At 49.7% G+C, this 24,226-nt stretch carries 21 protein-coding genes and 1 tRNA gene; 10 read left to right on the forward strand and 12 right to left on the reverse strand.

What is annotated here, in order from left to right:
• Positions 1 to 4: 4 nt before the first annotated feature.
• A complete protein-coding gene (locus tag ABNT28_RS03610) occupies positions 5 to 100 on the forward strand; it encodes an excisionase family DNA-binding protein (RefSeq protein WP_348721031.1) in 96 nt (31 codons plus the stop codon).
• A 42-nt stretch (positions 101 to 142) separates the two neighbouring features.
• On the opposite strand, the gene ABNT28_RS03615 is transcribed toward ABNT28_RS03610, so the two are convergent.
• The 4 genes from ABNT28_RS03615 to carA all read right to left on the reverse strand — a co-directional run bounded on the left by ABNT28_RS03615 (position 143) and on the right by carA (position 6,855).
• Positions 143 to 1,507 carry an HNH endonuclease gene (locus ABNT28_RS03615; protein WP_348721022.1) on the reverse strand — a complete coding sequence of 455 codons (1,365 nt, stop codon included), beginning with the start codon at positions 1,505 to 1,507 and terminating at the stop codon, positions 143 to 145.
• A 115-nt stretch (positions 1,508 to 1,622) separates the two neighbouring features.
• Positions 1,623 to 2,111 (reverse strand): transcription elongation factor GreA, encoded by a 489-nt coding sequence (gene greA / locus ABNT28_RS03620; protein ID WP_348721023.1) that lies wholly within the window; start codon positions 2,109 to 2,111, stop codon positions 1,623 to 1,625.
• A gap of 280 nt (positions 2,112 to 2,391) precedes the next feature.
• Positions 2,392 to 5,661 carry a carbamoyl-phosphate synthase large subunit gene (gene carB / locus ABNT28_RS03625; RefSeq protein ID WP_348721024.1) on the reverse strand — a complete coding sequence of 1,090 codons (3,270 nt, stop codon included), beginning with the start codon at positions 5,659 to 5,661 and terminating at the stop codon, positions 2,392 to 2,394.
• Positions 5,662 to 6,855: a glutamine-hydrolyzing carbamoyl-phosphate synthase small subunit gene (gene carA / locus ABNT28_RS03630; RefSeq protein ID WP_348721025.1), complete on the reverse strand. Its 1,194-nt coding sequence runs from the start codon at positions 6,853 to 6,855 to the stop codon at positions 5,662 to 5,664.
• Between the two features lie 248 nt (positions 6,856 to 7,103).
• Here carA and ABNT28_RS03635 point away from each other — a divergent pair, with 248 nt between their 5' ends.
• The 6 genes from ABNT28_RS03635 to ABNT28_RS03660 all read left to right on the forward strand — a co-directional run bounded on the left by ABNT28_RS03635 (position 7,104) and on the right by ABNT28_RS03660 (position 13,630).
• A complete protein-coding gene (locus tag ABNT28_RS03635; RefSeq protein ID WP_332924600.1) occupies positions 7,104 to 7,562 on the forward strand; it encodes a GatB/YqeY domain-containing protein in 459 nt (152 codons plus the stop codon).
• A 147-nt stretch (positions 7,563 to 7,709) separates the two neighbouring features.
• The gene (gene dnaG, locus ABNT28_RS03640; RefSeq protein ID WP_332924601.1) at positions 7,710 to 9,392 is read left to right on the forward strand and encodes a DNA primase; all 1,683 of its coding nucleotides are present in this window, start codon (positions 7,710 to 7,712) and stop codon (positions 9,390 to 9,392) included.
• Between the two features lie 209 nt (positions 9,393 to 9,601).
• Positions 9,602 to 11,623: an RNA polymerase sigma factor RpoD gene (rpoD, locus tag ABNT28_RS03645; protein ID WP_332924602.1), complete on the forward strand. Its 2,022-nt coding sequence runs from the start codon at positions 9,602 to 9,604 to the stop codon at positions 11,621 to 11,623.
• Positions 11,624 to 11,745: 122 nt separating this feature from the next.
• Positions 11,746 to 11,822, forward strand: a tRNA-Ile gene (locus tag ABNT28_RS03650).
• Between the two features lie 256 nt (positions 11,823 to 12,078).
• Entirely contained in the window at positions 12,079 to 12,924 is an 846-nt protein-coding gene (locus tag ABNT28_RS03655) for a methylated-DNA--[protein]-cysteine S-methyltransferase (protein WP_348721032.1), read from the forward strand.
• Positions 12,925 to 13,030: 106 nt separating this feature from the next.
• Complete coding sequence (locus ABNT28_RS03660; RefSeq protein ID WP_348721026.1) at positions 13,031 to 13,630, forward strand: LysE family translocator; 600 nt, start codon at positions 13,031 to 13,033, stop codon at positions 13,628 to 13,630.
• A gap of 56 nt (positions 13,631 to 13,686) precedes the next feature.
• Here the strand turns inward: ABNT28_RS03660 and ABNT28_RS03665 are convergent, their stop codons facing one another.
• Both ABNT28_RS03665 and ABNT28_RS03670 read right to left on the reverse strand, forming a co-directional pair.
• Positions 13,687 to 14,343 (reverse strand): LysE family transporter, encoded by a 657-nt coding sequence (locus tag ABNT28_RS03665; protein ID WP_348721027.1) that lies wholly within the window; start codon positions 14,341 to 14,343, stop codon positions 13,687 to 13,689.
• A gap of 182 nt (positions 14,344 to 14,525) precedes the next feature.
• The gene (locus ABNT28_RS03670; protein ID WP_332925232.1) at positions 14,526 to 15,560 is read right to left on the reverse strand and encodes a D-cysteine desulfhydrase; all 1,035 of its coding nucleotides are present in this window, start codon (positions 15,558 to 15,560) and stop codon (positions 14,526 to 14,528) included.
• A 244-nt stretch (positions 15,561 to 15,804) separates the two neighbouring features.
• Here ABNT28_RS03670 and ABNT28_RS03675 point away from each other — a divergent pair, with 244 nt between their 5' ends.
• Complete coding sequence (locus tag ABNT28_RS03675) at positions 15,805 to 16,581, forward strand: hypothetical protein (protein WP_348721028.1); 777 nt, start codon at positions 15,805 to 15,807, stop codon at positions 16,579 to 16,581.
• A 35-nt stretch (positions 16,582 to 16,616) separates the two neighbouring features.
• Here ABNT28_RS03675 and ABNT28_RS03680 read toward each other — a convergent pair whose 3' ends face one another.
• Positions 16,617 to 17,192: an NAD(P)H-dependent oxidoreductase gene (locus ABNT28_RS03680; RefSeq protein WP_332925234.1), complete on the reverse strand. Its 576-nt coding sequence runs from the start codon at positions 17,190 to 17,192 to the stop codon at positions 16,617 to 16,619.
• 123 nt (positions 17,193 to 17,315) lie between these two features.
• Between ABNT28_RS03680 and ABNT28_RS03685 the strand changes: the two genes are divergently transcribed.
• Positions 17,316 to 17,987: a LysE family translocator gene (locus ABNT28_RS03685; protein WP_332925235.1), complete on the forward strand. Its 672-nt coding sequence runs from the start codon at positions 17,316 to 17,318 to the stop codon at positions 17,985 to 17,987.
• A gap of 22 nt (positions 17,988 to 18,009) precedes the next feature.
• Here the strand turns inward: ABNT28_RS03685 and ABNT28_RS03690 are convergent, their stop codons facing one another.
• The 5 genes from ABNT28_RS03690 to ABNT28_RS03710 all read right to left on the reverse strand — a co-directional run bounded on the left by ABNT28_RS03690 (position 18,010) and on the right by ABNT28_RS03710 (position 23,361).
• Positions 18,010 to 20,058 (reverse strand): hydantoinase/oxoprolinase family protein, encoded by a 2,049-nt coding sequence (locus ABNT28_RS03690; RefSeq protein ID WP_332925236.1) that lies wholly within the window; start codon positions 20,056 to 20,058, stop codon positions 18,010 to 18,012.
• A gap of 59 nt (positions 20,059 to 20,117) precedes the next feature.
• Positions 20,118 to 20,858, reverse strand: a complete 741-nt coding sequence (locus ABNT28_RS03695) for a hypothetical protein (RefSeq protein ID WP_332925237.1) — start codon at positions 20,856 to 20,858, stop codon at positions 20,118 to 20,120.
• A gap of 144 nt (positions 20,859 to 21,002) precedes the next feature.
• Positions 21,003 to 21,212 carry a ribbon-helix-helix domain-containing protein gene (locus ABNT28_RS03700; protein ID WP_332925238.1) on the reverse strand — a complete coding sequence of 70 codons (210 nt, stop codon included), beginning with the start codon at positions 21,210 to 21,212 and terminating at the stop codon, positions 21,003 to 21,005.
• Between the two features lie 24 nt (positions 21,213 to 21,236).
• Positions 21,237 to 22,589 carry an RsmD family RNA methyltransferase gene (locus ABNT28_RS03705; protein WP_348721029.1) on the reverse strand — a complete coding sequence of 451 codons (1,353 nt, stop codon included), beginning with the start codon at positions 22,587 to 22,589 and terminating at the stop codon, positions 21,237 to 21,239.
• A gap of 37 nt (positions 22,590 to 22,626) precedes the next feature.
• A complete protein-coding gene (locus ABNT28_RS03710) occupies positions 22,627 to 23,361 on the reverse strand; it encodes a S24 family peptidase (RefSeq protein ID WP_348721030.1) in 735 nt (244 codons plus the stop codon).
• A gap of 117 nt (positions 23,362 to 23,478) precedes the next feature.
• On the opposite strand from ABNT28_RS03710, the gene ABNT28_RS03715 reads away from it, so the two are divergent.
• Entirely contained in the window at positions 23,479 to 23,928 is a 450-nt protein-coding gene (locus ABNT28_RS03715) for a DUF6362 family protein (protein WP_332925241.1), read from the forward strand.
• The last annotated feature ends 298 nt before the right edge of the window (positions 23,929 to 24,226 follow it).

The raw sequence follows: 24,226 nt of genomic DNA on the forward strand, positions 1-24,226 counted from the left end.
GAAATTGCTTGAACAAGGCGCGATTGCGTTTCACAAGGTTGGCACGCATCGACGCATAAAATCAGCTGATCTATATGCCTATATGAAGCGGATATATTAAGAGCATAGACATTGAACGACGGAGCATAGACATTGAACGACGCTAGGTTATGCTGTTCTTGAATTCCTCAACGCTTAGAAGCGGGTTAGTTGCATGAATCGCCCGATGGCAATTTGCGCATAGCAAGGCGAGGTCATCCAAACCATTGATTGTCATTCCTTCGGAAAGAGGCTTTTTGTGATGAACTTCAAACACACTTCTGCGGACTTCCGGCTTATATGTATCACCAATGGTATCGCAACATTCGCATTTCAGATGGTCATATTTTTTGATCATGGCCCCTAACTTAGCTTTACGTAATTTTGGCGCACGTTCGCGAACATAATGCTTGACTAGCTTCCTTTCGCCCTCGGTTTGTTTGGTGTGACCTTTTTCTTTTAATTCTTCTGGCCTTAGGGCGTCTATATCAGATTTCACATCTGATGAAGTATCCCCCGTCGTTGCGGGCGCTGGTTGATGATGTGCTGATTGCCTGTTTGTATTAGGTGAAATGGGGGCTTGTCCGGCTTTTTTGTATTCTTCAAAGGCATCATTGGCATCAATCCAATGGCCATCTTTCTGTATCGGTTCAAGATAAAAATCAACAATATCGTTGGGATATATCAATTCCAATTTTTGCCTGATTTCATAAAGCGCTTTGTCGGTTTCTAAAGGCGTAGAGGGATGCCTAGTTGTAGTGTCAGAGAGCAAAATTTTGAAATGGTTAGGACATTCATCTTTATGACCTTCACTGACCATCCGTTCAAAATAATCAGGATACAGAAAAAATAACAGGGCGTGTCTGAACGGGAGTGCTTCACTAGGTTTGTAAAGGTCGCTTTTCAAAAATTGGTCACAATATTCTGCAAACTGCCATGCCGTGTTTTCGCCATTTTGTTTAAATTTTTGTTGTTCTTGGTCTGGTAAAGTCTTCCAATCACAAACTAGGTTGAGAAAAAACAACTGCATGTATGGTAGGTTCTTAAGGTAAGATGTACCCGGTTTTCCAACGCCTAATAAAACTTGTTCTGACAGTAGAGGTGTATTTGGCAGACTCATGCCACCCCATGACATGATGTTTTTGATATTTGACCGCTTTGTTGAAACTAGAATTTTAGTGTGTCGATTTGACTCCATTGACTTGCCTATAGGAAAGAGACGAAGCATCCACTTTACTTCAGCTTGTAACCGAATGATTTTGGGTGCCTCGTCCTTCATTTGAATAGCAAGTTTGCTCCAATAATCGCCTTTTTGTTTTTGAAGTTTCTTTAAACAATCATATAGCTCTTGGATATTTTCCAGCGTCCATAGCTTTTCGTTCTGGTCATCCGAGAAAAGCGCGCCATCGCCATAGAAACATTTTTCGCGCCATAGTTCTGCCGCTTCTAAAACCTGTGGCATCCATTCCAGATCATTTTCACGTGCCATTTTATCCCCCTTATGCTTGCTTCCTTATGCAAAGAGAGGATAGTAAACACATACTGATTAAATTTTCGTTAATGGGTGAATAGGTTATGGTGGGGGGTTTGGAACAGAGCCGCTATTAAACCTTGGTCATGTCAAACAATTCGATCGAGATGATTTCATAGCTTTTGATGCCGCCCGGGGTGTGGATTTCGGCCGAGTCACCAATGCCCTTGCCAATCAGGCCGCGTGCAATCGGTGATGAGGTCGATACCAGCCCTTTGGAAATATCAGCCTCATAGGGGCCGACAATGTGAAAAATCGATTCTTCGTCGGTTTCTTCATCGGCAACGCCAACTGACGTGCCAAAGGTGACTTTATCGCCAGTTAACTGGGAGGCGTCTATGACTTCAGAGCGGCTGGTGACAGCTTCAAGTTCGGAAATACGTCCTTCGATAAAGGACTGGCGTTCACGCGCGGCATGATATTCGGCATTTTCCGATAAATCGCCATGTTCACGCGCGACAGAAATTGCATTAATCACGGCCTGTCTTTCGGTGCCTTTGAGATGCGCCAGTTCTTCTTTAATGGCTTCTAGGCCTTGTGCCGTAAATGGTATCTTTTCCATCTGTTCTTCCGTCATCTTCGGTTTTAGTCGTCATGCCTGTAAACAGGTGACTGGTTTAAATATAATAAAGGGCAAAATAGTCTAAGGGGTTGCATGTACAAGTTATGCCTTGGCTTAGCCTAGCCCAAGGTCATACAAACAGGCAAGATGATAGATACAGCGAATATCATAGAAAAGACATAGATTATAAAAAGACATGAATAATAAAAAAGACATGGGGGGCAGTTGCAGATTTTGAATCACGCCTGATGCCATTAGGTCATGCAGTTAAGTCATACAATTAAGCAGAGATTGCCGCCAGATGTTCCTGTAGCGATTTTACACCCAGATTGCCCTGACGTAGCGCGCGGATCGCCTGTCCAGCCGCCCGACTTCCCGACACGGTTGTGTAATAGGGTATCTTGTTGGTCAATGCGGTTTGACGAAGCGAGAATGAATCCTTGATCGCGCCAGCGCCTTTTGCCGTATTGAATACCAGTTGAATATCGCCTGATAGCATGGCGTCAACCGCATGTGGTCGCCCTTCCATGACTTTGTTGATGCGCGTTGCTGGCACACCCGCTTTGATCAGGGCATCAGTGGTGCCGCCCGTTGCCACGATTGCAAAACCATCAGCAACAAGATCACGGCAGATTTCAACAAATTCAGCTTTGTCTTCATCCTTTACCGAAATAAAGACTGTTCCGCTAAGCGGCAGGTCGGTGCCTGCACCAAGCTGGCTTTTGGCAAAGGCGCGGCCAAAATCGGTATCGACGCCCATCACTTCGCCTGTCGATTTCATTTCAGGCCCAAGGAAGATGTCAACGCCCGGGAAACGCGCAAACGGGAATACCGCTTCCTTTACGGCGACATGGTCAAGTATCACGTCCTTTAGGTTAAAGCTGGCCAGCTTTTCACCAGCCATCACGCGGGATGCAATCTTGGCAATCGGAACGCCAGTGGTTTTGGCCACAAAGGGAACCGTACGACTGCCCCTTGGATTGACCTCTAGCAGATAGATATCTGTACCCTTGATCGCAAACTGGATATTCATCAGGCCGACAACGCCAAGCGCATGCGCAAGCGCGGTAGTCTGGCGGCGCAATTCAGCCAGAATATCATCCGACAGATTCTGTGGTGGTAGTGAACAAGCCGAGTCACCCGAATGAATGCCTGCTTCTTCGATATGTTCCATAATGCCCGCGATATAGACATCGGTGCCATCGCATAAAGCATCAACATCAACTTCGACAGCATGGTCAAGGAAGCGGTCAATCAGCACGGGATTATCACCAGAGACGATGACAGCGTCGCGCATATAGCGTTCCAGATCATCAAGGTGATGTACGACCTCCATTGCCCGCCCACCAAGCACATAGGACGGGCGGATCACGACAGGCAGACCAATACGTTCGACGATTGTCCGCGCTTCATCAGCCGAATGGGCGATCCCATTTTCCGGCTGTAAAAGATCAAGTTTCTGTAAAAGCTGCTGGAAGCGTTCGCGGTCTTCGGCAAGATCGATGGCATCCGGGCTGGTGCCCAGAATGGGAATGCCAGCCTCTTCAAGTGCGGCCGCGATTTTGAGTGGTGTTTGTCCACCAAGCTGAACGATAACGCCGCATAATGTCCCATTTTCGGATTCGCGTTTGATAACCGAAATCACATCTTCGTCGGTCAAAGGCTCAAAATACAGGCGATCCGATGTGTCATAGTCGGTGGATACGGTCTCGGGGTTGCAGTTGATCATGATGGTTTCAAAACCAGCTTCGGACAAAGCGTAACAGGCATGAACACAGCAATAATCAAACTCGATACCCTGACCAATACGGTTTGGCCCGCCGCCCAGAATGACGACTTTTTTCCTATCCGAGGGGTCAGCTTCACATTCGGCACCGCCAAGGCCATTGGCAAAGGCACTGGCAAGCTCATAGCTTGAATACATATAGGCAGTGTCAGACGCAAATTCGGCAGCGCAGGTATCAATCCGCTTGAAGGAAGGCACGATATTATGTGCCAGACGTTTGGCGGTTACATCATTGGCTGGCAGATTGGCAAGCTGGCCAAGGCGGCGGTCGCTGAAGCCAAGTGATTTCAGCCATACGAAAGGATAGGCATCATCGGGAATGCCCTGATCCTTGACCATGGTCTCGGCGTCAAGAATAGCCTGAATACGTTCAAGGAACCAGATGTCCCAGCCAGTGGCGGCGGCCACTTCTGTTGGCGTCATGCCCGTGCGCAATGCCTGTGCGATCCGCAAAATGCGGAAGGGAACAAGCTCATCAAGCCAGCCCCGCATAGCATCATCAGCAAGCGTGCTGTCGGATTGTGGCAAAGGCACTTCATCAAGGCCGTTCAGCCCTGTTTCCATTGACCGTAATGCTTTTTGCAGACTTTCTTCGAAAGATCGGCCAACCGCCATCGCTTCGCCAACCGACTTCATCGAGGTTGATAATACAGCCTCGGCACCTGAAAATTTTTCGAACGTGAAACGCGGTATCTTGGTGACGACATAATCAATAGTTGGTTCAAAGCTGGCAGGTGTGACGCCAGTAATGTCGTTGGCAAGTTCATCCAGCGTATAGCCAACCGCCAGTCTGGCAGCGACCTTGGCAATCGGAAACCCAGTTGCTTTTGATGCCAATGCCGATGACCGGCTGACGCGGGGATTCATCTCGATCACAATAACGCGGCCTGTATCCGGACAGACAGCGAACTGGACGTTCGAGCCACCTGTATCAACGCCAATTTCGCGTAAAACTGCCAAGGATGCATCGCGCAGCTTTTGATATTCCTTGTCTGTGAGGGTCAATGCTGGTGCAACGGTGATCGAGTCACCAGTATGCACGCCCATCGGGTCAATATTTTCGATCGAACAGATGATGATACAGTTATCGGCGGTGTCGCGGACAACCTCCATCTCAAATTCTTTCCAGCCAAGCAATGATTCTTCGATCAATACTTCGGAAACAGGCGAAAGCCGCAAACCATTACGGACGATATTTTCAAATTCGGCTTTGTTATAGGCAATGCCGCCACCTTCACCCCCCAAGGTAAAGGACGGGCGAATAATCGCTGGCAAGTCAACAAATTCAAGCGCGTCAAGCGCATCTTCAAAATTACTGATCGTGCGTGCGCGGGCGCATTCCAGCCCAATACGTTGCATCGCCAGACGGAATAATTCACGGTCTTCAGCCATTTCGATTGATTTAGTACGGGCACCAATCATTTCAACATCGAATTTGTCCAATGTGCCATCATGGTAAAGCGACAAGGCCGTGTTCAACGCGGTCTGTCCACCCATGGTTGGCAACAGCGCGTCAGGGCGCTCTTTTTCAATGATTTTGGCGACCGTTTCCGGCGTAATCGGCTCTATATAGGTGGCGTCGGCCATCTCCGGATCAGTCATGATCGTGGCGGGATTGGAATTTACTAGAATGATCCGGTATCCATCTGATTTCAGCGCTTTACAAGCTTGCGCACCCGAATAGTCAAATTCACAGGCTTGCCCAATGATGATGGGACCAGCGCCGATGATGAGAATGGAAGAAATATCATTACGGCGCGGCATCTAGGATCTCCCCTGATTCATCAACGCAGTGAAGCGTTCGAAAAGATATCGCGAATCATGCGGGCCAGGTGATGATTCGGGATGGTATTGAACACAAAAGGCAGGTTTACTTTTGTGGCGAAGCCCTTCGACCGAGTGATCGAATAGCGATATATGCGAGATTTCGACATCATCAGGCAGGCTGTCAGGGTCAACGACAAAGCCATGATTCTGGCTGGTGATTTCAATCTTGCCAGTCGCAAGGTCTTTTACCGGATGGTTGGCACCGCGGTGGCCGCGTTCCATTTTATAGGTCTTTGCGCCCAGCGCACGCGCCATGAGCTGATGCCCAATACAAATGCCGAAGATAGGCATATTCGCATCAATAAGGGTGGCAATTTCTGCCGCCGCATAGCTGGATGTGGCCGCAGGATCACCAGGACCGTTGGAGAGGAATACACCGTCAGGCTTCATCGCCATTATGTCAGTAGCCGAGGTGTTGGCAGGGACAACAGTGACATCACAACCAGCATCGGTCAGACAACGCAGGATATTTTGCTTACAGCCATAATCGACAGCGACAACTTTATGTTTAGCCGACGTTTGCCGATGCGCAACCTTGCTGTAATCCCAGCTGCCATCAGACCATTTGTCGGTGGTTTTCTGGCTTACTTCGATAGCCAGATCCATGCCGTTTAGGCCAGGCCAGTCTTTGGCCATTTGGACAAGCGATTCGGTATCAATATGGCCATCAGGCTGATGACATAAAACGCCGCGAGGTGCACCATTATCGCGGATATGCCGCGTCAAGGCGCGCGTATCAATGCCGCTGATGCCAGGTAAATTATGCACGACAAGCCATGCGTCTAGTCCCTGATCAGCGCGCCAGCTAGCCGGATTGGTCACTGGTTGGCGCACAATCATGCCAAGTGCGGCAGGCGTTTTGGTTTCAACGTCATGGCCATTAGTGCCGACATTGCCAATATGTGGAAAGGTAAAGGTAATAAGCTGACCCGCATAAGACGGATCAGTCATGATTTCCTGATAGCCTGTCATCGATGTGTTAAAGCAAACTTCGCCAACATTTGTGGTGGAGGCACCAAAGCCGATTCCGGGGAAAACGGTTCCATCTTCAAGAACTAAAACGGCTGTCGGATTGTCCCAACATGCGCTGAGCGCGGCAAAATCGTGGTCAGATTTTGGTGTCTGCCCCATATTATCACGGTTCCTGCTATTATGTGGGTGCCAAGAGACGCTGTTGGCGCCCCAAGCGAGTGGAGTGATACAAGACAGGCCTTGATTGGTCAAGAGTATGAAGTAGGGTAATTGGAAGAATATTATCGTTACGGATAGAGTAAAATGGATTAAAGCGGCTTAATCTTGTAAAATGTTGTAGGGTTGCACTTTGAAACGTTACTGCGTAAAAGCCTTGAAGTTATGTAACTGGTTTATCAGGAAGTAAGATGCGCGACGAAATCACCGATGCTATGAAACAAGCGCTTAAGGCCAAGGATCAAGTTGCGCTTGGAACAATGCGCTTGATAATGGCGGCGTTAAAAGACCGGGATATCGCGGCGCGTGGCAATGGCAATCAGGATGGAATCAGCGATGATGACATTCTTTCGATGTTGCAGACGATGATAAAACAGCGCAATGAGTCGGCGAAAATGTATCGTGACGGCGACCGGTTGGAGCTTGCAGAAGCCGAGGAAGCCGAAATTGCAATCATTCAGTCATTTCTGCCAGCCCAACTTGATGAAGCGGCCATGAATGCCGCTATCAAGGCAACGATTGCAGAATTAGGCGCATCATCGGTCAAGGATATGGGGCAGGTGATGGCATCGTTGAAAAATAACTATGCTGGTCAGATGGATTTTTCAGCTGTCAGCCAGATGGTCAAATCCATTCTGATGAATAAATAGTCGCTATCCAGACGGACATCATGTGAATGAAAGGCCATGCGTGGCCATAGGCAATGAGGGCGAAGCTGGCAAATAGGCTGACAGTTTGCGCGTTTGTCGACTGTTAGCTAAGCTAAAGCCGAGAAGCCAAGCGGAGAAAATGGCGTCATGGCAGTGCCTCCAGAATTTATTGAAGATTTGCGTCAGCGCGTCCCCTTGTCAGATATAATTGGCAAACGCGTTAAGCTGGTTCGCAAAGGCCGCCGCTTTTCTGGCCTGTGTCCGTTTCATTCGGAAAAAACGCCTTCTTTTTCAGTTGTCGATGATGATGGCTTTTACCATTGTTTCGGATGTGGTGTGCATGGTGATGCCATTTCATTTCTGCGCGAAATGGATGGTCTGGAATTTATGGAAGCGGTTGAACGGCTTGCCGATATGGCTGGCATGGCTATGCCACTTGGGGCACCGCAAGACCCCAAAGTCACTCAACAGCGTAAAGCCGCGCTTGATATTCTGGAGATAACGGCCTCATTCTTTTGCGCGGCGCTTGACCGTGAAGATGGCAAGGACGCCGCACGTTATCTGCTGAATCGTAATCTGGATACAAATATTCTAAAAACCTACCGACTTGGATATGCGCCGCGTGGTGGCTTGCGTGCTGCCTTGTCGGCAAAAGGCTTTAGCGACGCCGATATGCTGGCGGCTGGCGTGTTACGGAAATCGGATCGTGATGGGTCCGTATATGATTATTTCCGTGACCGCGTGATGTTTCCAATTGAAAACCGGCAAGGCAAAGTGATTGCGTTTGGGGCGCGGGCGCTTGGTGATGCACAACCAAAATATCTCAATTCGGGTGAAGGCCCAACTTTTTCAAAAAAAGCGGTGCTTTATGGGTGGGTGCAAGCCCGCGAAGGGTTGCGCCGGCAATTACCATTGGTGATTGCCGAGGGCTATATGGATGTGATCGCTATCCATAAAAGTGGTGTGGCGGCGGCGGTCGCCCCGCTGGGTACGGCATTGACACCAGAGCAGATTGTGCTGGTTTGGAAGTTACATAACGAGCCTGTATTGTGTTTTGACGGTGATGTTGCCGGACAAAAGGCGCAAATGCGTGCTCTTGAAAGATTTCTTCCACTTCTGGAACCAGGCAAAACAGCACGTTTTGCGACTTTGCCTGCAGGTAAAGACCCTGATGATGTGTTGCGTGAGGTTGGACATGAGGGGTTCAAAAATATTGTCGCTACGGCCAGATCGTTGGTTGATACGATGTGGGACGGTATCATGGCAGACCATGATATGCGCCAGCCCGAACAGCGCGCTCAATTTTGGCAGGCGATAAGGTCGCAGATACGCAATATCGGCAATAATCAAGTGCGCAGTGCCTTTAGTGACGAGATCGAGAACCGAATCGCCGCCATGCGCGCGCAAATGCGGGGCGGAACAATGCCAATGGCAACGCGAACAGTGCGGCGGCCATCAACCGGCATGATTAACCGACATAAAGCATTATTAGCGTTGCTTCTGGCGCATCCGGTGCTTATTTCGGGTGCATTTGAAACGCTATCAATGATCGATTCGGGTGATGAACGGCTTGAGATGGTAAAAAAAGCAGCCATTGATGCGTTAATAAGCGATCCAGACCTTGACGCCGAGGCTTTAAACTATCATTTAAAGGGATTGAATTTCACGGATGAACTAGCCGATTTGACAGGGGATGATATGAGGGCCAGATTACCGTTCGACCCCGCCACGCTGGATAGTGAAGCAGCTGAGGCACATCTTGGAGAATTGGTGGCCCTTATAAAGGGAAAATCGGGTGTGTTTTCAAAGGTGACCCAACAACGTAATTAACCATAATCAGACGCACTATGCTGGATCCAAAGGATCGCAGTTTGTGGATATATGAAAATTGCCGGATATGCCGGTACATGAATATGACAGACCTTTCGATGATGATGACATGTCATGGTTTGGTCGCTAGGTGGAAATAAGCACCCTATTTGGGCTACTCTGATCGCTTGTTTAGCTTCAGGGGCAACAAAGGAATGTGAGTGACAGGCATGGCAGTCAAAGCAAAAAAACAAGTCGAGCCGGAAACCAATACAGCTGATTCAGGACAGTCATCCAGTGCCGATGCTGCCCAGCAGACTATCAAAACGCTGATTAAGCTTGGGAAAGAGCGCGGGTTCGTCACACATGACGAACTTAACGCCGCCTTGCCAGCCGAAGAATATACATCCGAACAGATTGACGATGTTATGTCGTCGCTAAGCGAGATGGGTGTATCGGTTGTTGATAGTGCCGAAACCGACGAAAATAACGAAGAAGAACAGGCTGAAGGCGGCAAGGTCGCTGGTAATCTGTCGGATAGTGATGTGTCGGGTACTGATGATCCGGTTCGCATGTATCTGCGTGAAATGGGCAGTGTCGAATTGCTGTCACGTGAAGGCGAGATTGCGATTGCCAAGCGGATTGAAGCCGGTCGTGAAATGATGATTGGCGGTATCTGTGAATCTCCGCTGACGATACGGGCCTTGATGCATTGGCGGGATCAGATTGCCGATGGCGTTGTGCCACTTCGTGACATTATCGATCTGGAAAGTACGCATACAAAGCTGAATGGTGGGCCCATAACCGACCAGAATGTCATTAATGCGTTGAATGCCGAAATCAGCGACGAAGATCTGGAAGATGAAGAAGAAGACGCCGAAGAGGAAGAAGAACTAGAAGATGACGAGGACGAGGATGATGAAAGCGGTGATAGTGATACCGATACATCAACGCGTGATAGTCATGATGAAGAAGATTCAGAAGATCTGAACATGTCGCTGGCGGCAATGGAAGACGCCGTTCGAGATGATGTGATGGCCATGTTTGATGAGATTGCAACAGTCTTTAAAGCCTTTACCAAAAGCCAGGATCGTCGTCTTGCCCGCATGGCAAAAGGCGAGGCATTGGTGCCAAAAAGCGAAGTTGCGCATTTGGAACTGAAAATCAGACTTTGCGAATTGATGGAAGGTGTGATTTTCAACACCGGCCGTATCGAGGCGCTGTCTGACCAGCTATTTACGCTGAACCGTCATGTGACTGGCATTGAAGGCCGCCTGATGCGGCTTGCGATCGATAGTGGTATTCCGCGCGCGCAGGTGCTTGAGGCCTGGTCATGGCGCGAGGTGATCGAAGGTTGGCCGGGATCCGATTTTTCGACCAAGGCATGGCAGAAGCTAGAAAAGAATCATGCTGAAGAAATCACCGAATTGCAGGATAAAATCCGCCTTGTTGTCGATGATGTATCGCTGGCGATTCCTGAATTTCGTGAAGTGATCCAGACAATTCAGCGTGGCCAGCGTGAAGCGGCACGTGCGAAAAAGGAAATGGTTGAAGCCAATCTGCGACTGGTGATTTCGATTGCCAAAAAATACACCAATCGTGGTTTGCAATTCCTTGATCTGATTCAAGAAGGCAATATTGGCCTGATGAAGGCGGTTGATAAGTTTGAATATCGCCGCGGCTATAAGTTCTCGACCTATGCCACATGGTGGATTCGCCAAGCGATCACCCGCTCGATTGCCGATCAGGCGCGCACGATCCGGATTCCGGTGCATATGATCGAAACGATCAACAAGCTGGTGCGGACATCACGCCAGATGCTGCATGAAATTGGCCGTGAACCAACGCCCGAAGAGCTGGCTGAAAAGCTGTCGATGCCAATCGACAAGGTGCGCAAGGTTCTGAAAATTGCCAAGGAGCCAATCAGCCTTGAAACGCCAATCGGTGACGAGGAAGATAGTCATCTGGGTGATTTTATTGAAGATAAAAATGCTGTTCAGCCGTTGGATGCGGCCATTCATGCCAATTTGCGCGAAACCACAACGCGGGTGCTGGCTAGCCTGACCGCACGTGAAGAGCGGGTTTTGCGTATGCGTTTTGGCATCGGCATGAATACGGATCATACGCTGGAAGAAGTGGGTCAGCAATTTAGCGTGACGCGTGAGCGTATCCGCCAGATTGAAGCCAAAGCCCTGCGCAAGCTCAAGCACCCGTCACGGTCGCGCAAGCTTCGTAGCTTTCTGGAAAATTAGGAGTATCGGTTCGCCAATGTGCAGATCGAAATTAACAAATTCCGCCCCAAATGGCGGAACAGCACCGATCAAAGGTGCGATGCTGTGCGTTTGTGTATGCGCCAGCTTTAGCAAGGGTAAGTGGGCCTGTAGTTCAATTGGTTAGAACCCACGGCTCATAACCGTGTTGTTGCAGGTTCGAGTCCTGCCGGGCCCACCACCCTTGCATCTAAAATTCAGAAACAATCTTAATCGGATTAGACTGGCGTGATGCTAGTGATGCGATGTGGCATATGCCGCGTTTGCGAGCATGCCGTCTATGTATGTATCACCCAATCATAAGGTTGAAAGGTGATCGTGGGCTATGAGGGTAATATAGCAAGAAACGGGTCGTGCGCGTGGTTTTGACCGCCTATTATATCTGCATAAGCTCACTGGCGGGTAGATAGCGCAAGGAGGCCAGCATGACGATTTCCATGATAAACCAGTCGCAGATTGACTATAAGCGCGTTGAACGTGCAATCGAGTACATCGTCCATAATTATAAAGACAAGCCGTCTTTAGAGGAAATTGCGGCGGAAATCCATGTTAGCCCGTTTCATTTTCAGCGTCTGTTTTCAAAATGGGCAGGTGTCAGTCCAAAAAAATTCATTCAGTTCCTGAGCCTCGATTATGCCAAAAATATTTTGCGCGCGCCGGGGGCAAGCGTGCTGGATGCAGCCTATGATGCAGGGTTTTCCGGCGCTGGCCGTTTGCATGATCTGTTCATGACGATCGAAGGCATGACCCCAGGCGCGTTCAAACAACAGGGAGCAGGGCTGGACATCAATTACAATTTTGCCGATAGCCCGTTTAGCACGGTGATGGTCGCCTCAACCGCTAACGGCATATGCCATATGGCGTTTGAAGACGATCAGGATTCAGGTTTTGAAACGCTGTACCGTATATTTCCGCAAGCGCAGTTTCACCAGTGCAGGGACAGTATCCAGCAAGCGGCATTATCTGTTTTTGACACAGACGGAGCACAGCCAGACGGCAAAATCACACTGCATCTGCAAGGCACACCGTTTCAGATCAAGGTCTGGGAAGCCTTGTTGAAAGTGCCGATGGGGGCATTGGCCAGCTATGGCGATGTTGCCCGTATGATCGGCCAGCCCGGGGCATCACGCGCTGTTGGAAATGCGATTGGGCATAATCCGGTGGCGTTTCTGATCCCCTGTCATCGGGTGATCCGGCAGAATGGCGCGATTGGCGGCTATATGTGGGGAGCAAAACGCAAACAGGCGATGATTGCATGGGAAGGCGCACAAATGATGGATTAACTTTTTGTTAACCATAATGGTTTAAGTTGGGAGTGATAATGCGAACTAATATCTCTTGTAAGGCAACTGCCCCCAGAGGCGTTTGGAAAATTGAAACACATTCTTGATGAATGACCAGCTTTTACATATTACGTCGATGGCGTTTTTTGCGTTGGTCACGTCAATTACGCCAGGGCCAGTAAATATCGTTCTTGCCATGTCGGGGGCGCAATATGGTATCCGCAAAAGCCAGCCCTATGTGCTGGGGGCAACGATTGCCTTTACCAGCCTATTGGTATGTCTTGGTCTTGGCCTTGGTGTTGTGATCGCTACCTATCCGGTTATCACCAACAGCATCAAAATCATTGGTACAGCCTATCTGTTTTATCTGGCTTATAGAATTATCACCAGTGGCAATAATTACGCACATGACCATCATGAAAGACCGCCACCAGGATTTATTGACGGCGCGTTTACCCAGTTGCTCAATCCCAAAGCATGGAGCGTGTCACTATCGGCAAATTCGATTTATGTGGCAGGGCATGAGCCTGTGATTATGACACTGACGATATTTGCCATATTGTTTTTTGTGATTTGCTATGCGTCATTGTGGTTATGGGCGGCTTTTGGATCAAAAGTAGCGACATTGCCCCCAGCCTATGTGCAGACATTCCATTGGGTGCTGGGGGTTTGTCTTATTCTATCGATTGGCCTGATGTGGTTATAGGCAGGTGGCTATAGGCGATCCCTATGCCATCGCCGCCAGTTGTTTTTCATAAGGCGTTATTTCCCAGCTATCACCGAATGTATAACTTTCAGGCCAAAGCCGATGAATAACGTACCGAAAATGGCCGAAATTACTGATTTGAAGCTGATATAGGTCTGACGTATTGAACCCGTAGAAAATACCAGCGCCAGCACCATATGCCACGATAGCGAGATCGCAAAACAGCCAATGATCATGGTAATAATGACGATCGATGGGGTGTGTGGCTTGATGGCCAATGACGACAATGCAATCCAGAATAAGGCGGCTTTCGGGTTGCTCATCTGAATAAACAGGCCTGTCAGGATCGCGCGCAAAAAGGATGTTTCCGAACTGGATGGCTTGTTGAATTCATCTGAAAATTTTGTGCCGCTTAGCGCCGCGCGCAATGATTTCACCCCTAGCCAGCATAGATAGGAACCGCCAACCAAGCCAACCATCAAGGTGGTTTCCTCATAAGCGTTAAGCAAGGTCATCATGCCTGTTGATGTCAGCATCACCCAGATAGCGGTGCCAAAGCTAACGCCTAGGGCTGTGGCCACGCCTGCGCGGCGGTTCTTTACCGCATGCGCCGTGATGACAACAAAATTGGGCCCCGGGCTGACAAAGCCCAGAAAGCTGGCAATATATATGGTCATCAGACCTGGCCAGTAGCCTGCGATGGTTTCAATCATGGATCCGCACTCTTATGGCTTTACGATTGATAAGATCGCAATCACCTTAGCCACGATTAACTAATTTCCCTAGTTATTTTGGTGTCTTTAACTGCCTTGAGTTGATGACGGCATTCACGCTTAAGTGGCACTAAAGCCGGCACATTTCAGTTGATCGATCAGATGTGGCTGTAGGCGGGGGATTACTCCGTCGCCGCCAGCTGTGCTTCATAGGCGAACAAGGCCGCTGCGCCACCTGTATGCAGGAACACGACATCCTTTGTGTTATCAAAAAAGCCCTGTTTGACCATATTGATCAGACCATCCAGACCTTTGCCCGAATAGACCGGATCGAACAGCAGACCTTCCTGACGGGCGAAAAACTGAATCGCGGCAAGCGTGCCTTCGGTTGGCAAGCCATAGCCCGCCCCGACATAGCCATCATCGACAATGACTTTTTCCACGGGCAAAGGCGCATCGGTCAAAGTGGCGGCGGTTTTGACCGCCAACCCATGCACGTTTTTCACCTGAATATCATGTGGCTGGCGGACACTGACGCCCATGACCGGCACATCTGCACCAAGCGCATGAATACCCGCAACAAGGCCTGCCTGCGTTCCGGCACTGCCGGTGGCCATGACAATCCAGCCAAGATCAAGGCCTTGATCGGCTGATTGTTGTAGAATTTCTGCAGCACATGACACATAGCCAAGCGCGCCAATTTCATTTGAACCACCCCCCGGAATGAAATAAGCCTTGCGCCCCGATGCAGATAATTTTTCGGTTACGGCAATGGCCTCAGCATTCATATCCAGCCCGCTTGGACGATATTCGATAGTGGCGCCAAACAGATTGTCAAACAGCACATTGCCTGTCTGTTCGTATGAATCAGCCCGGTCGGGCACCCGCCGTTCAAGCAAGGCATGGCAATCCAGCCCGAATTTACAAGCTGCGGCGGCAGTCTGGCGGACATGATTTGACTGGACGGCACCTTGCGTTACCACTATGTCAGCACCTGCCTCGATAGCGGCGGCGATCAGAAATTCGAGTTTGCGTGTCTTGTTGCCGCCTGTTGCTAGACCCGTGCAATCATCACGCTTGACCCATAGTTTTGGTCCGCCCAGCGTTGCCGTTACGCGCGGCATAAATTCCAGTGCGGTTGGCTGGTGACACAGGCTGACACGGGGAAATGAGGACAGTAAATCGGAAGACGCATGCGGCAAAGATGTTTCAGACACGGTAAATTCTCTTTAAGGTTATGAGTACAATGATGCGTCGCTTCGGTTGCGGCGTGGGTGATACGCCAGCGCCTAATGCGGCTTGCAGTGACTATGCCTTATTTGCACGTATAAGGGCAATGGTCTTTAGATGATGCAGGTCGATACTTAACATGCGCTTTTACTTAATTAGCATATAGGTGCAAATTCTTAATATCATTATTATGCCCAGTTCCACACAGAATGGTGACGCTAGGGGATGATGATGAAACAGAGTTTTAATCGGGCAATCGTGCAGACGCAGGGCTATGTGAAGGACAAATTAAACCGAACATGTTTTATGGCTGGTTTGGCGACCAGTATTATGGCAACGGGTCTGGTGCTACCAGTCATTGATGCCCATGCGGCGACGGTATTTCTGGTATGCGATGGTAGTTTTAAAACCATTACAGGGGTTTCGGGCCCGCGTTCGCGCACCGAGGGCACCAGTGCCAATGCCAGTGCCAGTGCCAGTATTGGCGCCGGCTATTATGATGGCAATAATAATATAGCGCAGGAAGCCTTTACGATTGCTACCGCGCTGAATAAAAGCATCCCTGTTGAAGATGAATTTACCGGGACGTTCTATCTATCGATTGATGGAAGCGGGGGTGTGTTTAGCCGGATAAAATTACAGCCCTTTGAACGTGATGTGCGGTTGCCGTCGCTGGATTTGCAACCTGAAGAAACTATGGAAAACGGCATTATGCGTTCGGTCAATATCGTTGCCAGTGATGATGAATTACTGTTGAACGCGCGAAGCGAATCTGGCGGCTTGGTCGAGGCGCTGGTTGATGGCCGCCCGATGACGCCAACCCGCGAAATTGTCAAAGATATGTCTTTGAGCCTGAATCGCTTTAATGGGCGGTTAGAGATCGAATGGAAAGATCACGAAGTGCGAGAATATAAGCCTGTTGGAGCCATCAGAAGCACAAAGAAACGGTACAGCGATATAAAACGATTTGATGCGATGTGCAAAACCATGCAAGAGCGTTTGTTTTAAAATCTGTGATCGGGCTTGTCATTCTGGCTAAAGGTCTAGTCAGGCTGACAGGCGGATATGAGACGACGCGCCAGAGCATCAAGACGTTCCAATGTTGCATCATTCTGCAAGATACCGGTTTCGTCAAAAGCATTGGCGGCATGTGGCAAGGTTACAAACCCCGGCACCGCAACAGTACCAAGTTCAGCCATATAATCGCGCAGGCGTGGAATCACACGCACACCACCAAGGCCGCCGGGGCTTGCGGCCATTAAACCCACAGGCATGCCATGAAACAGGGCGTTGGCTGATTCATCCTGATAGGGGCGCGATGCCCAACTGAACATATTGACCAATAATGGCGGCACGAAGCCGTTATATTCGGGTGTCGCTATCATCATGCCATCATGATTACGCAAAAGCGCACGAAAGTTGATAACAGTGTCGGGAAAACCATCGTCGGTTTCGGTATCTTGATGATAAAGCGGGGCTTCGTAATCAGCCATGTCAATAAAGCTGGCTTTGCCACCACATATATCAATCCTGTTGGCCGCAACATGTGCTAGCTGTCTGGTAAAGCTTCCTTGCCGTGTTGATCCAGAAAAAACCAGAATTGAGGGTGCGTTCGTCATGTCCTTTTCATTTCGCGCAATGGCCGTATCAAGCATAAGTCTAGCAGGGGAAGGTTAACCAGACGTTAATGTCAGATACTTGTTTGTTGGGAACGGATACTTGTTTTTTTGGAACGGATATTTATGCTCGCTAGTATGGTTTTTGATTATGCACATGCGCTAACCCTATTTGCCATTACTGAGTTTTTTCTGTCACTTGCCCCAGGTCCGGCGGTTTTTCTGGTGATTTCAAAATCGCTGGGCGGTCGCTTTGGAGCTGGTATGGCAGTAACGGCAGGTATCATGTCGGTCAATGCCGTGTTTTTTCTGTTATCGGCATTGGGTGTTGGTGCGGCGATTGTGGCTGCGCCTTGGCTGTTTATGGCGATCAAGGTTAGTGGCGCGGCCTATCTTGCCTATCTTGGTGGGCGTGGGCTTTATGATGTCTGGCGGGCAAGCAGAGTGTCGCAAGATATGGATGCTGTTGCGGTTGTTCCGGTCGCATCCACCTCATTCAGAAGCGATTTTATGGCAGCTGTTTTGGTGCAGGCATCAAGTCCCAAAAACATCATAATTTTTCTGGCTATCATTCCGCAATTTGTCGATCCAGCTGGGCCAGTGTTTTTGCAATTTGCCGCTTTGTGCGTGGTATCATTGCTGGTTGAATTGCCCATTCTGGCTGGCTATGCCGCGCTGGCAGTCTATCTGGTTACACGGGTCAAACAGGCGCGTATTCGTAATGGGCTGGAATGTCTGGCGGGGGTGACATTGCTGGTTCTGGGTGCCAGCCTGTTATTTACCGGTTTGCCGACATGATCGGATATTGTCAGTTTTTAGTTTAGGCGGCGCGGCCTTTGGCGGTTGCATAGATCAGCGCTTCGATAAATAAATCCTTGTCTGCGCTTAGTGGTACCAGTTTGACATCTTCGGTAAGTGTTACATCGATCTGTGATGCCCCAGCATTTTTGGCACGGTCGGATGCCAGTTGATGCGCCGCATCACGTGCCTTTGTCAGCGCGTCTTCCATATGCCCCAGATCAACAGGCCCGTCAGGAAGATGCACCCGGAATTTGCCTTCGTTTGGCTGGGTTACCGAAATCATCACACGCTGGCGCACCGATCCCGCCGCCGCCCCAACAGCACCAGCAACATCAGCATGGTTGGGCACTGTCAGATCAAGATTCATCAGACGGGCAATATGTGGGTAATGCGTGCCAGCAGACGCGCCAAGCGCGATCAGGCTGGTATCAAGTTGCATTGAGACCGACACAAGTTTTTTGGGCTGATTGTCAGCCGCAAAGCTGGCTTGGTCTTCGTCTCTATTCTGTCTGTCATGGTGTGGCGTGTAGATGTCAGACAGCAAGGCGTTGCTGGTGGCAATATTTTCACCAGCACCATCATGCGCAAAGGCAGCGTCAGTGAGCGCCAATGCCGATTTGCGGTGAAGCTCGGCCAATGTCATGCGTGCAATATGCATTTTATTGTCAGCAATTGGTTCGCCAAAGCCATTTTTCTGGCGTGCCATAAGTGCCGCGCCTAGGCGTGCGGCCTCGGCATCAAAATCAGTAAAGGCACCTGTCACATGAGCAGCGTCGGTCGGGGTGAAGGATGCCAGCGCTAGCAAGCCGCGGCTGACCAAACGGTCAACAGCACCAAGAGCCAGTTGTGTCGCTGCCAGATCAGCAACTGCCGAGGGTCCAGTTTCAAGCGCCTTTTGCGCAAGGCGCGCTTCGGATCGTGTCAGCCATGAGGGGATGCCATCTGGCATAACCGGAATAACAAAACGTGCGTCGGTTGGCATTGGAACAATGAGGTCAAGCTGTGCTTGAAGATGCGTTTTCACTTCCGGCCAGCTTTGCGCCAGAATCGACAAAGGAATAGCGCGGCGTGGGCCAAGCGTAATGCCTGTGCTGCGTCCACGTGAAATAGGTAGCACCTCGCTGTCACCACCAAGGCCGCAGGTGCGAATCTCAGCTGCTTCTACCATGGTCTGCCAGCCGCCAACAAAGGCACCGTCAGGTTTCAGGCGTGGCGCGCCATTTTGCAAAAAGGCCACATCCGTTGTGGTGCCACCAATATCAGCGATCAATGCCGTTTTGGTGCCTGCCAGAAATGCCGCGCCGGAGAGGCTGGCTGCGGGACCGGATAAGACTGTTTCGACCGGACGCGTGCGTGCGAAATCTGAATGCAAAAGTGACCCGTCCCCCTTGACGACCATAAGCGGACAGTCAAGCCCATGTGAAGTCATGATTGTTTCGGTCGCAGAGATTAACTGTTCAAGCAGATTAATTAGGCGCGCGTTTAAAATGGCGGTTAATGCCCGACGTGGCCCGCCAAGAGATGATGATAATTCATGGCTACAGGTAACTGGACGGCCTGTCAGGTCGCGGATCAGGCGTCTTGCTTCGGTTTCATGCCCCGGGTTACGGGTGGCAAAATGACTGGCAACAGCAAAAGCGGAGACATCATTGCCAATGCTGGTAATGGCGGTGGTTAGTGCGTCCTTGTCCAGCGGGGCTTGCTGGCCACCATCCGCCCTATGTCCCCCATTGATAAAATAGACAGGGTCTTGGCCAAGTGCGCGGGCAAGGTCAGCCCGTTCAAGTGCGGCCTCATCAAACCCGATCATAATCAGGCAGACACGCCCGCCAACACCTTCGACAACGGCGTTGGTGGCCAATGTTGTCGAAAGCGAAACAAGGCCAATATCGCGTCGATCACCATCATAGGCATCAAGTATTTTTGAAATCGCACCGCCAAGGCCGATTGACAGGTCTTCACGTGTGGTTAGTGATTTGCCAGTCGCCAGCACAATACCTGCTTTGGCATCAAGCAAAGCCGCGTCAGTGAAGGTGCCGCCGGTATCAAGTCCAATCACAAGCGTCATGATGTTGTCCTGTTACTATGCTGGTTTGGCTTAGTCTGATTTGATTTGCCGTGGTCTGGTCAGGCCGCTTTGGCATGCTGGGCAAAGAAATTCATGATCCAGCGCCCTATCTGTTCACCTTGATGCGTTTTTTTCAGTGTTGCATGGGCGTCTTCAATGCATTCAGTATCAATCACATCGCGCTTCAGATCGATCAATGCCGCGGCATATTCATTGGTGAATTCAGGATGCCCCTGCATTGAAAACACAATATTGTCGATCGCAAACATAGCGTTTTTGCAGAAATCAGAGGTACCAACAAGTACAGCGTTCTCAGGCAGGCTTGTGACCTGATCTTGGTGGATATGAATCAAATCAATATTGTCATTCGACGTGGCTTTGGCGTCACCGTCTGCCATCCAAGGGCAGGGGGCAAGCAATTGTACCGGACGAATGCCAAGTCCCCACCCTTCAGGCCATTTTTGGGCATGTCCGCCAAGTGCATGCGCAATGATCTGGTGGCCAAAGCAGACGCCAGCAAGCGGAATACGCGCTTTGTAAATGTCCCGCAGGAAGTCCATCAGTTTCGGGATAAAGGGCGCGTCATCATAAACGCCAAATGCCGAACCAGTGACAAGATAGCCATCATAATCATGCACATCGCCCGGAAACACATCTTCAATGACGGGAACGATTGAAAAATGGATTCCGCGTTCGGTGGCATAATCACCAAAAAGGGTGCCAAACATATCCGGATAATTAATAAAATGGGCAGGCATTTTTTTGTTGGTGCGACCCGTTTCCAGAATAGCGATATGCATCTATTTATCCTTTTACATATAGAATGTTATGGCGTGCTCATTGATGTTTATAATTGGGTATAGATTATGCCTATAGAATGTCGGCGTTGCTGTCTATATCCGCTTTGCAAGAGATTAGCTATCTGGCGCATGGCTGAATATCCTTTACGCGTTACCATTTTGTGTAAGTTCGGCAAAAACAAATAATCGCAATGCCGAGGACAAACCGCCATCGCGATGTTTGTCAATTTCGGAGATAAGGCTGGCCAGCGATTGATCTCTTTGGGTAGCAATATCATTCAGGCTGTTCCAAAACGGATCCTCCAGCGAAATGCTGGTGCGATGCCCATTGATGGTAACCGAACGTTTTTTCACTTTATGCCTATGTCATTTATTATGTCATGTTTTGATTTTGCTGAAGCGCGCGACAATTTCAAGGTGATTGCTGAATAGAAATTGATCGATAACCTGCATCCAGTCAAGCCGATAGCCGCTATAGGTAAGCTTTTCAGCGTCTCTGGCAAAGGTTGCTGGATTACATGACACCATTGCAATAACCGGAATTTGTGACAGGGCAAGCTCGGCACATTGGGCGGCGGCACCATTGCGCGGGGGATCAATGATGGCAGCATCGAATGTATCAAGATCAACCGGCTGAATTGGTGCATTCATCAAGTCGCGTTGCATGGTTTTGACACGTGCGCCAAGCTTTGCTTTGTTTGCACCTGCTTTTAGGGTAGCCAGACTGTCGCCATCCTGTTCAACAGCAAGTAAATGTGTCAGGTGGCTGACCAGAGGCACGCTCAAGGTGCCGCAACCAGCAAATAGATCGATCACGCGTGATGCGCCGGTCGTGATCTCGGCCACAGCCGCTTGCAGGCTGGCTTCGCCATGCCGCGTTGCCTGAAGAAAAGCACCAGCAGGCGGATCAATACATATGTCGCCAAATCTAATTTCAGCAGGTGTTGGCGCAAATAACAGCATCGGCGTATGTCCATCACCAACCGACAAACGCGCCAAGGGGGCGCCCGCAAAACGAGGCGTGCCAGCCCAGTCAGTCAGCGCGGCCAAAAGGGATGATGGCCATTTAGCAAGTCCCGATAGCAAAACACATATACCATTATCCAGCAGATTGGCATGCGCTGTCAGCACCGTGCCAGCGTCAAGATGCTGGCTGGCAAAATCATGTAATGCTGATTGCAGATCAACAAGTGCAGGTTCCAGAATCACACAGCCATCGGGTGCAACAATATGATGACTGTTGCGTTCATGAAAGCCAACAATGGCTGAATCCTGAAGTCGTTTAATCTGAAAGGTGGCGCGGCGACGGCTGGCAGGAGGCGAGCTTTGCATGGGGCGCATGTCATCCGGGCTGAGGTCATGGCGTGACATGAAATGAGCAACAAGGTCTTGTTTCCAACTGGCAATCGCAGGGCGTGACCAGTGCTGAAAATTACAGCCACCGCAGGCAGGAAAGCTGTTGCATCCTGGTGTCTGGCGGTCATCACTTTGGCGCTGTAGTTCTAAAATACGCGCCTTGATACCTTGTGCATTTATGCTAAGCGGCTGGGCACGCACAATTTCACCAGGCAAACTGGCTGGCACGAAAACAGTATATTCTTTGGTTTCGTATTTATGCGTATAGCTGGCGGTGCCAATACCGTCACCGCGGCCACCAATATGCATGATTTCAACCTCAAGGGGGCGCGCGTTGCGGGGAAGATGGCCATCATTTCGCTTTGCTCGTCGCATAAGTTTTATACCTGTGTTGGCTTTAATGATCGGGTGTCTATAAGTTGCGCGCGAACCATACCACACGACCAATGATCTGTACCTCGTCAATTGTTCGTTGGTAATTTGTATAGGCCGGATTTTCCGAGCAGATTCGCAGAAGCTGGGGATTGGTGCTGGGAACAAGCTCTATCCGCTTTGCAACAAGACCAAGCCCATCATGCAAAATGAAAATACCCGGAGGTGAGGGGCGTGTTTGATCAATGTCTAGCATCACCGTATCGCCATGTTCCAGAACTGGCGCCATTGAATCGCCCGAAATCGTGATAAGTTTTAAAGCTTCAGTCTTGCTAGGCGAGATTTTGCGAAGCCATGGACGCGGAAAGGCCAGCACCGCTGTGGCCGTATCGATAAGCATGCCGCCACCTGCGCTGGCATGGATGTCAAGAAATGGTACTGACGACATGGTTTGGGTAACAAAGGGCGCATGATGTTGGGGCGCACGGAAATTATCCGGATGATGCGCGAGTGTCGCCTGATCAACGGTGAGCATGTCGGCAAGCTGATAGCGGATGGATTCAGGCAAATGTCGAGGTGAGCCGCGATATAAATATTGATGTAGATAAGCGTCGTTACGGCCAATCGCACGCGATGCTTGTTTCAATGTCACTGGCGGCGTCTGGTTCATCAAAGCGGTACGTAACGCGTTTCGAGCGCTGTCATTCTTGATGTCTATATCTGTGTTTTTGCCGCGGTCGCCCGCTGGTGCGGTTTTGGATGTAGCCCTATCCATAGGAATAACCCTTTTAGCCTATTTTAATTTTATAGGAAATATCCTATCATGTTTGACGTAATTTGCAAGACTGTTTCCTGTGACCCTTATCCACCCTAAATTAGATAGGAAAATGACATGATACATTCACGAAAATTGGCGCCCATCAGCAACATAACAAATACAGGGCAGGAGAAAAGTCTGGCACTGACACCATCTGAAGCGCTTTTGGCAAAACGTATGCTGGCCGCGGCTATGACCTTGCGGGCATTGCCACGGGATCAGCTGGTCATACCGAATGGAATCAGGAGTGCGTGGCCAGACATGATTCGCGAATCAGCAATTTTATATGGCAAAACAAGGGTTACATCGCGTGTTAGGCCAAGTGCAAAAGCAATCGATTCGATGGATTCTATGCTGGCTTTGCTATGGCATCTGGATCATGACGCGCGCCAGTTGGTTTGGGCGCGTGCCAATAATATCCCGTGGCGTAGTCTGGTAGGGCGATTTGGTAAAAGCCGGTCTAGCCTTAACCGCGATTATAAAAAAGCATTGGCACAACTAAATGTGACGCAGGGCAAGGGATGAACCCTCATCGGCATGTGATCAACTCAATCAGAGATATATTGCGATGATAAAATCACGCTTGACAAATGACACAAAATAGGATAAATCCTATTATACACTGACAATAATTTTATCCCTCATTGACACAGGTAGCCAGGTTCATCTCGAAAGTGACCTATGATGATTGCGCATGGCGACAAGCCTTTCTTGATTCCTTGCGGGTAACGGGAAATGTCAGTGCTGCCGCCCGACTTGTAGATAAATCGCGTGCATCTCTATACCGGATGCGCCGCGTTGATTCTGACTTTGCTGCGGCGTG

Origin of the sequence: uncultured Candidatus Puniceispirillum sp. (genome assembly GCF_963979125.1) — a bacterium.
Taxonomy (GTDB): Bacteria; Pseudomonadota; Alphaproteobacteria; order Puniceispirillales; family Puniceispirillaceae; genus Puniceispirillum.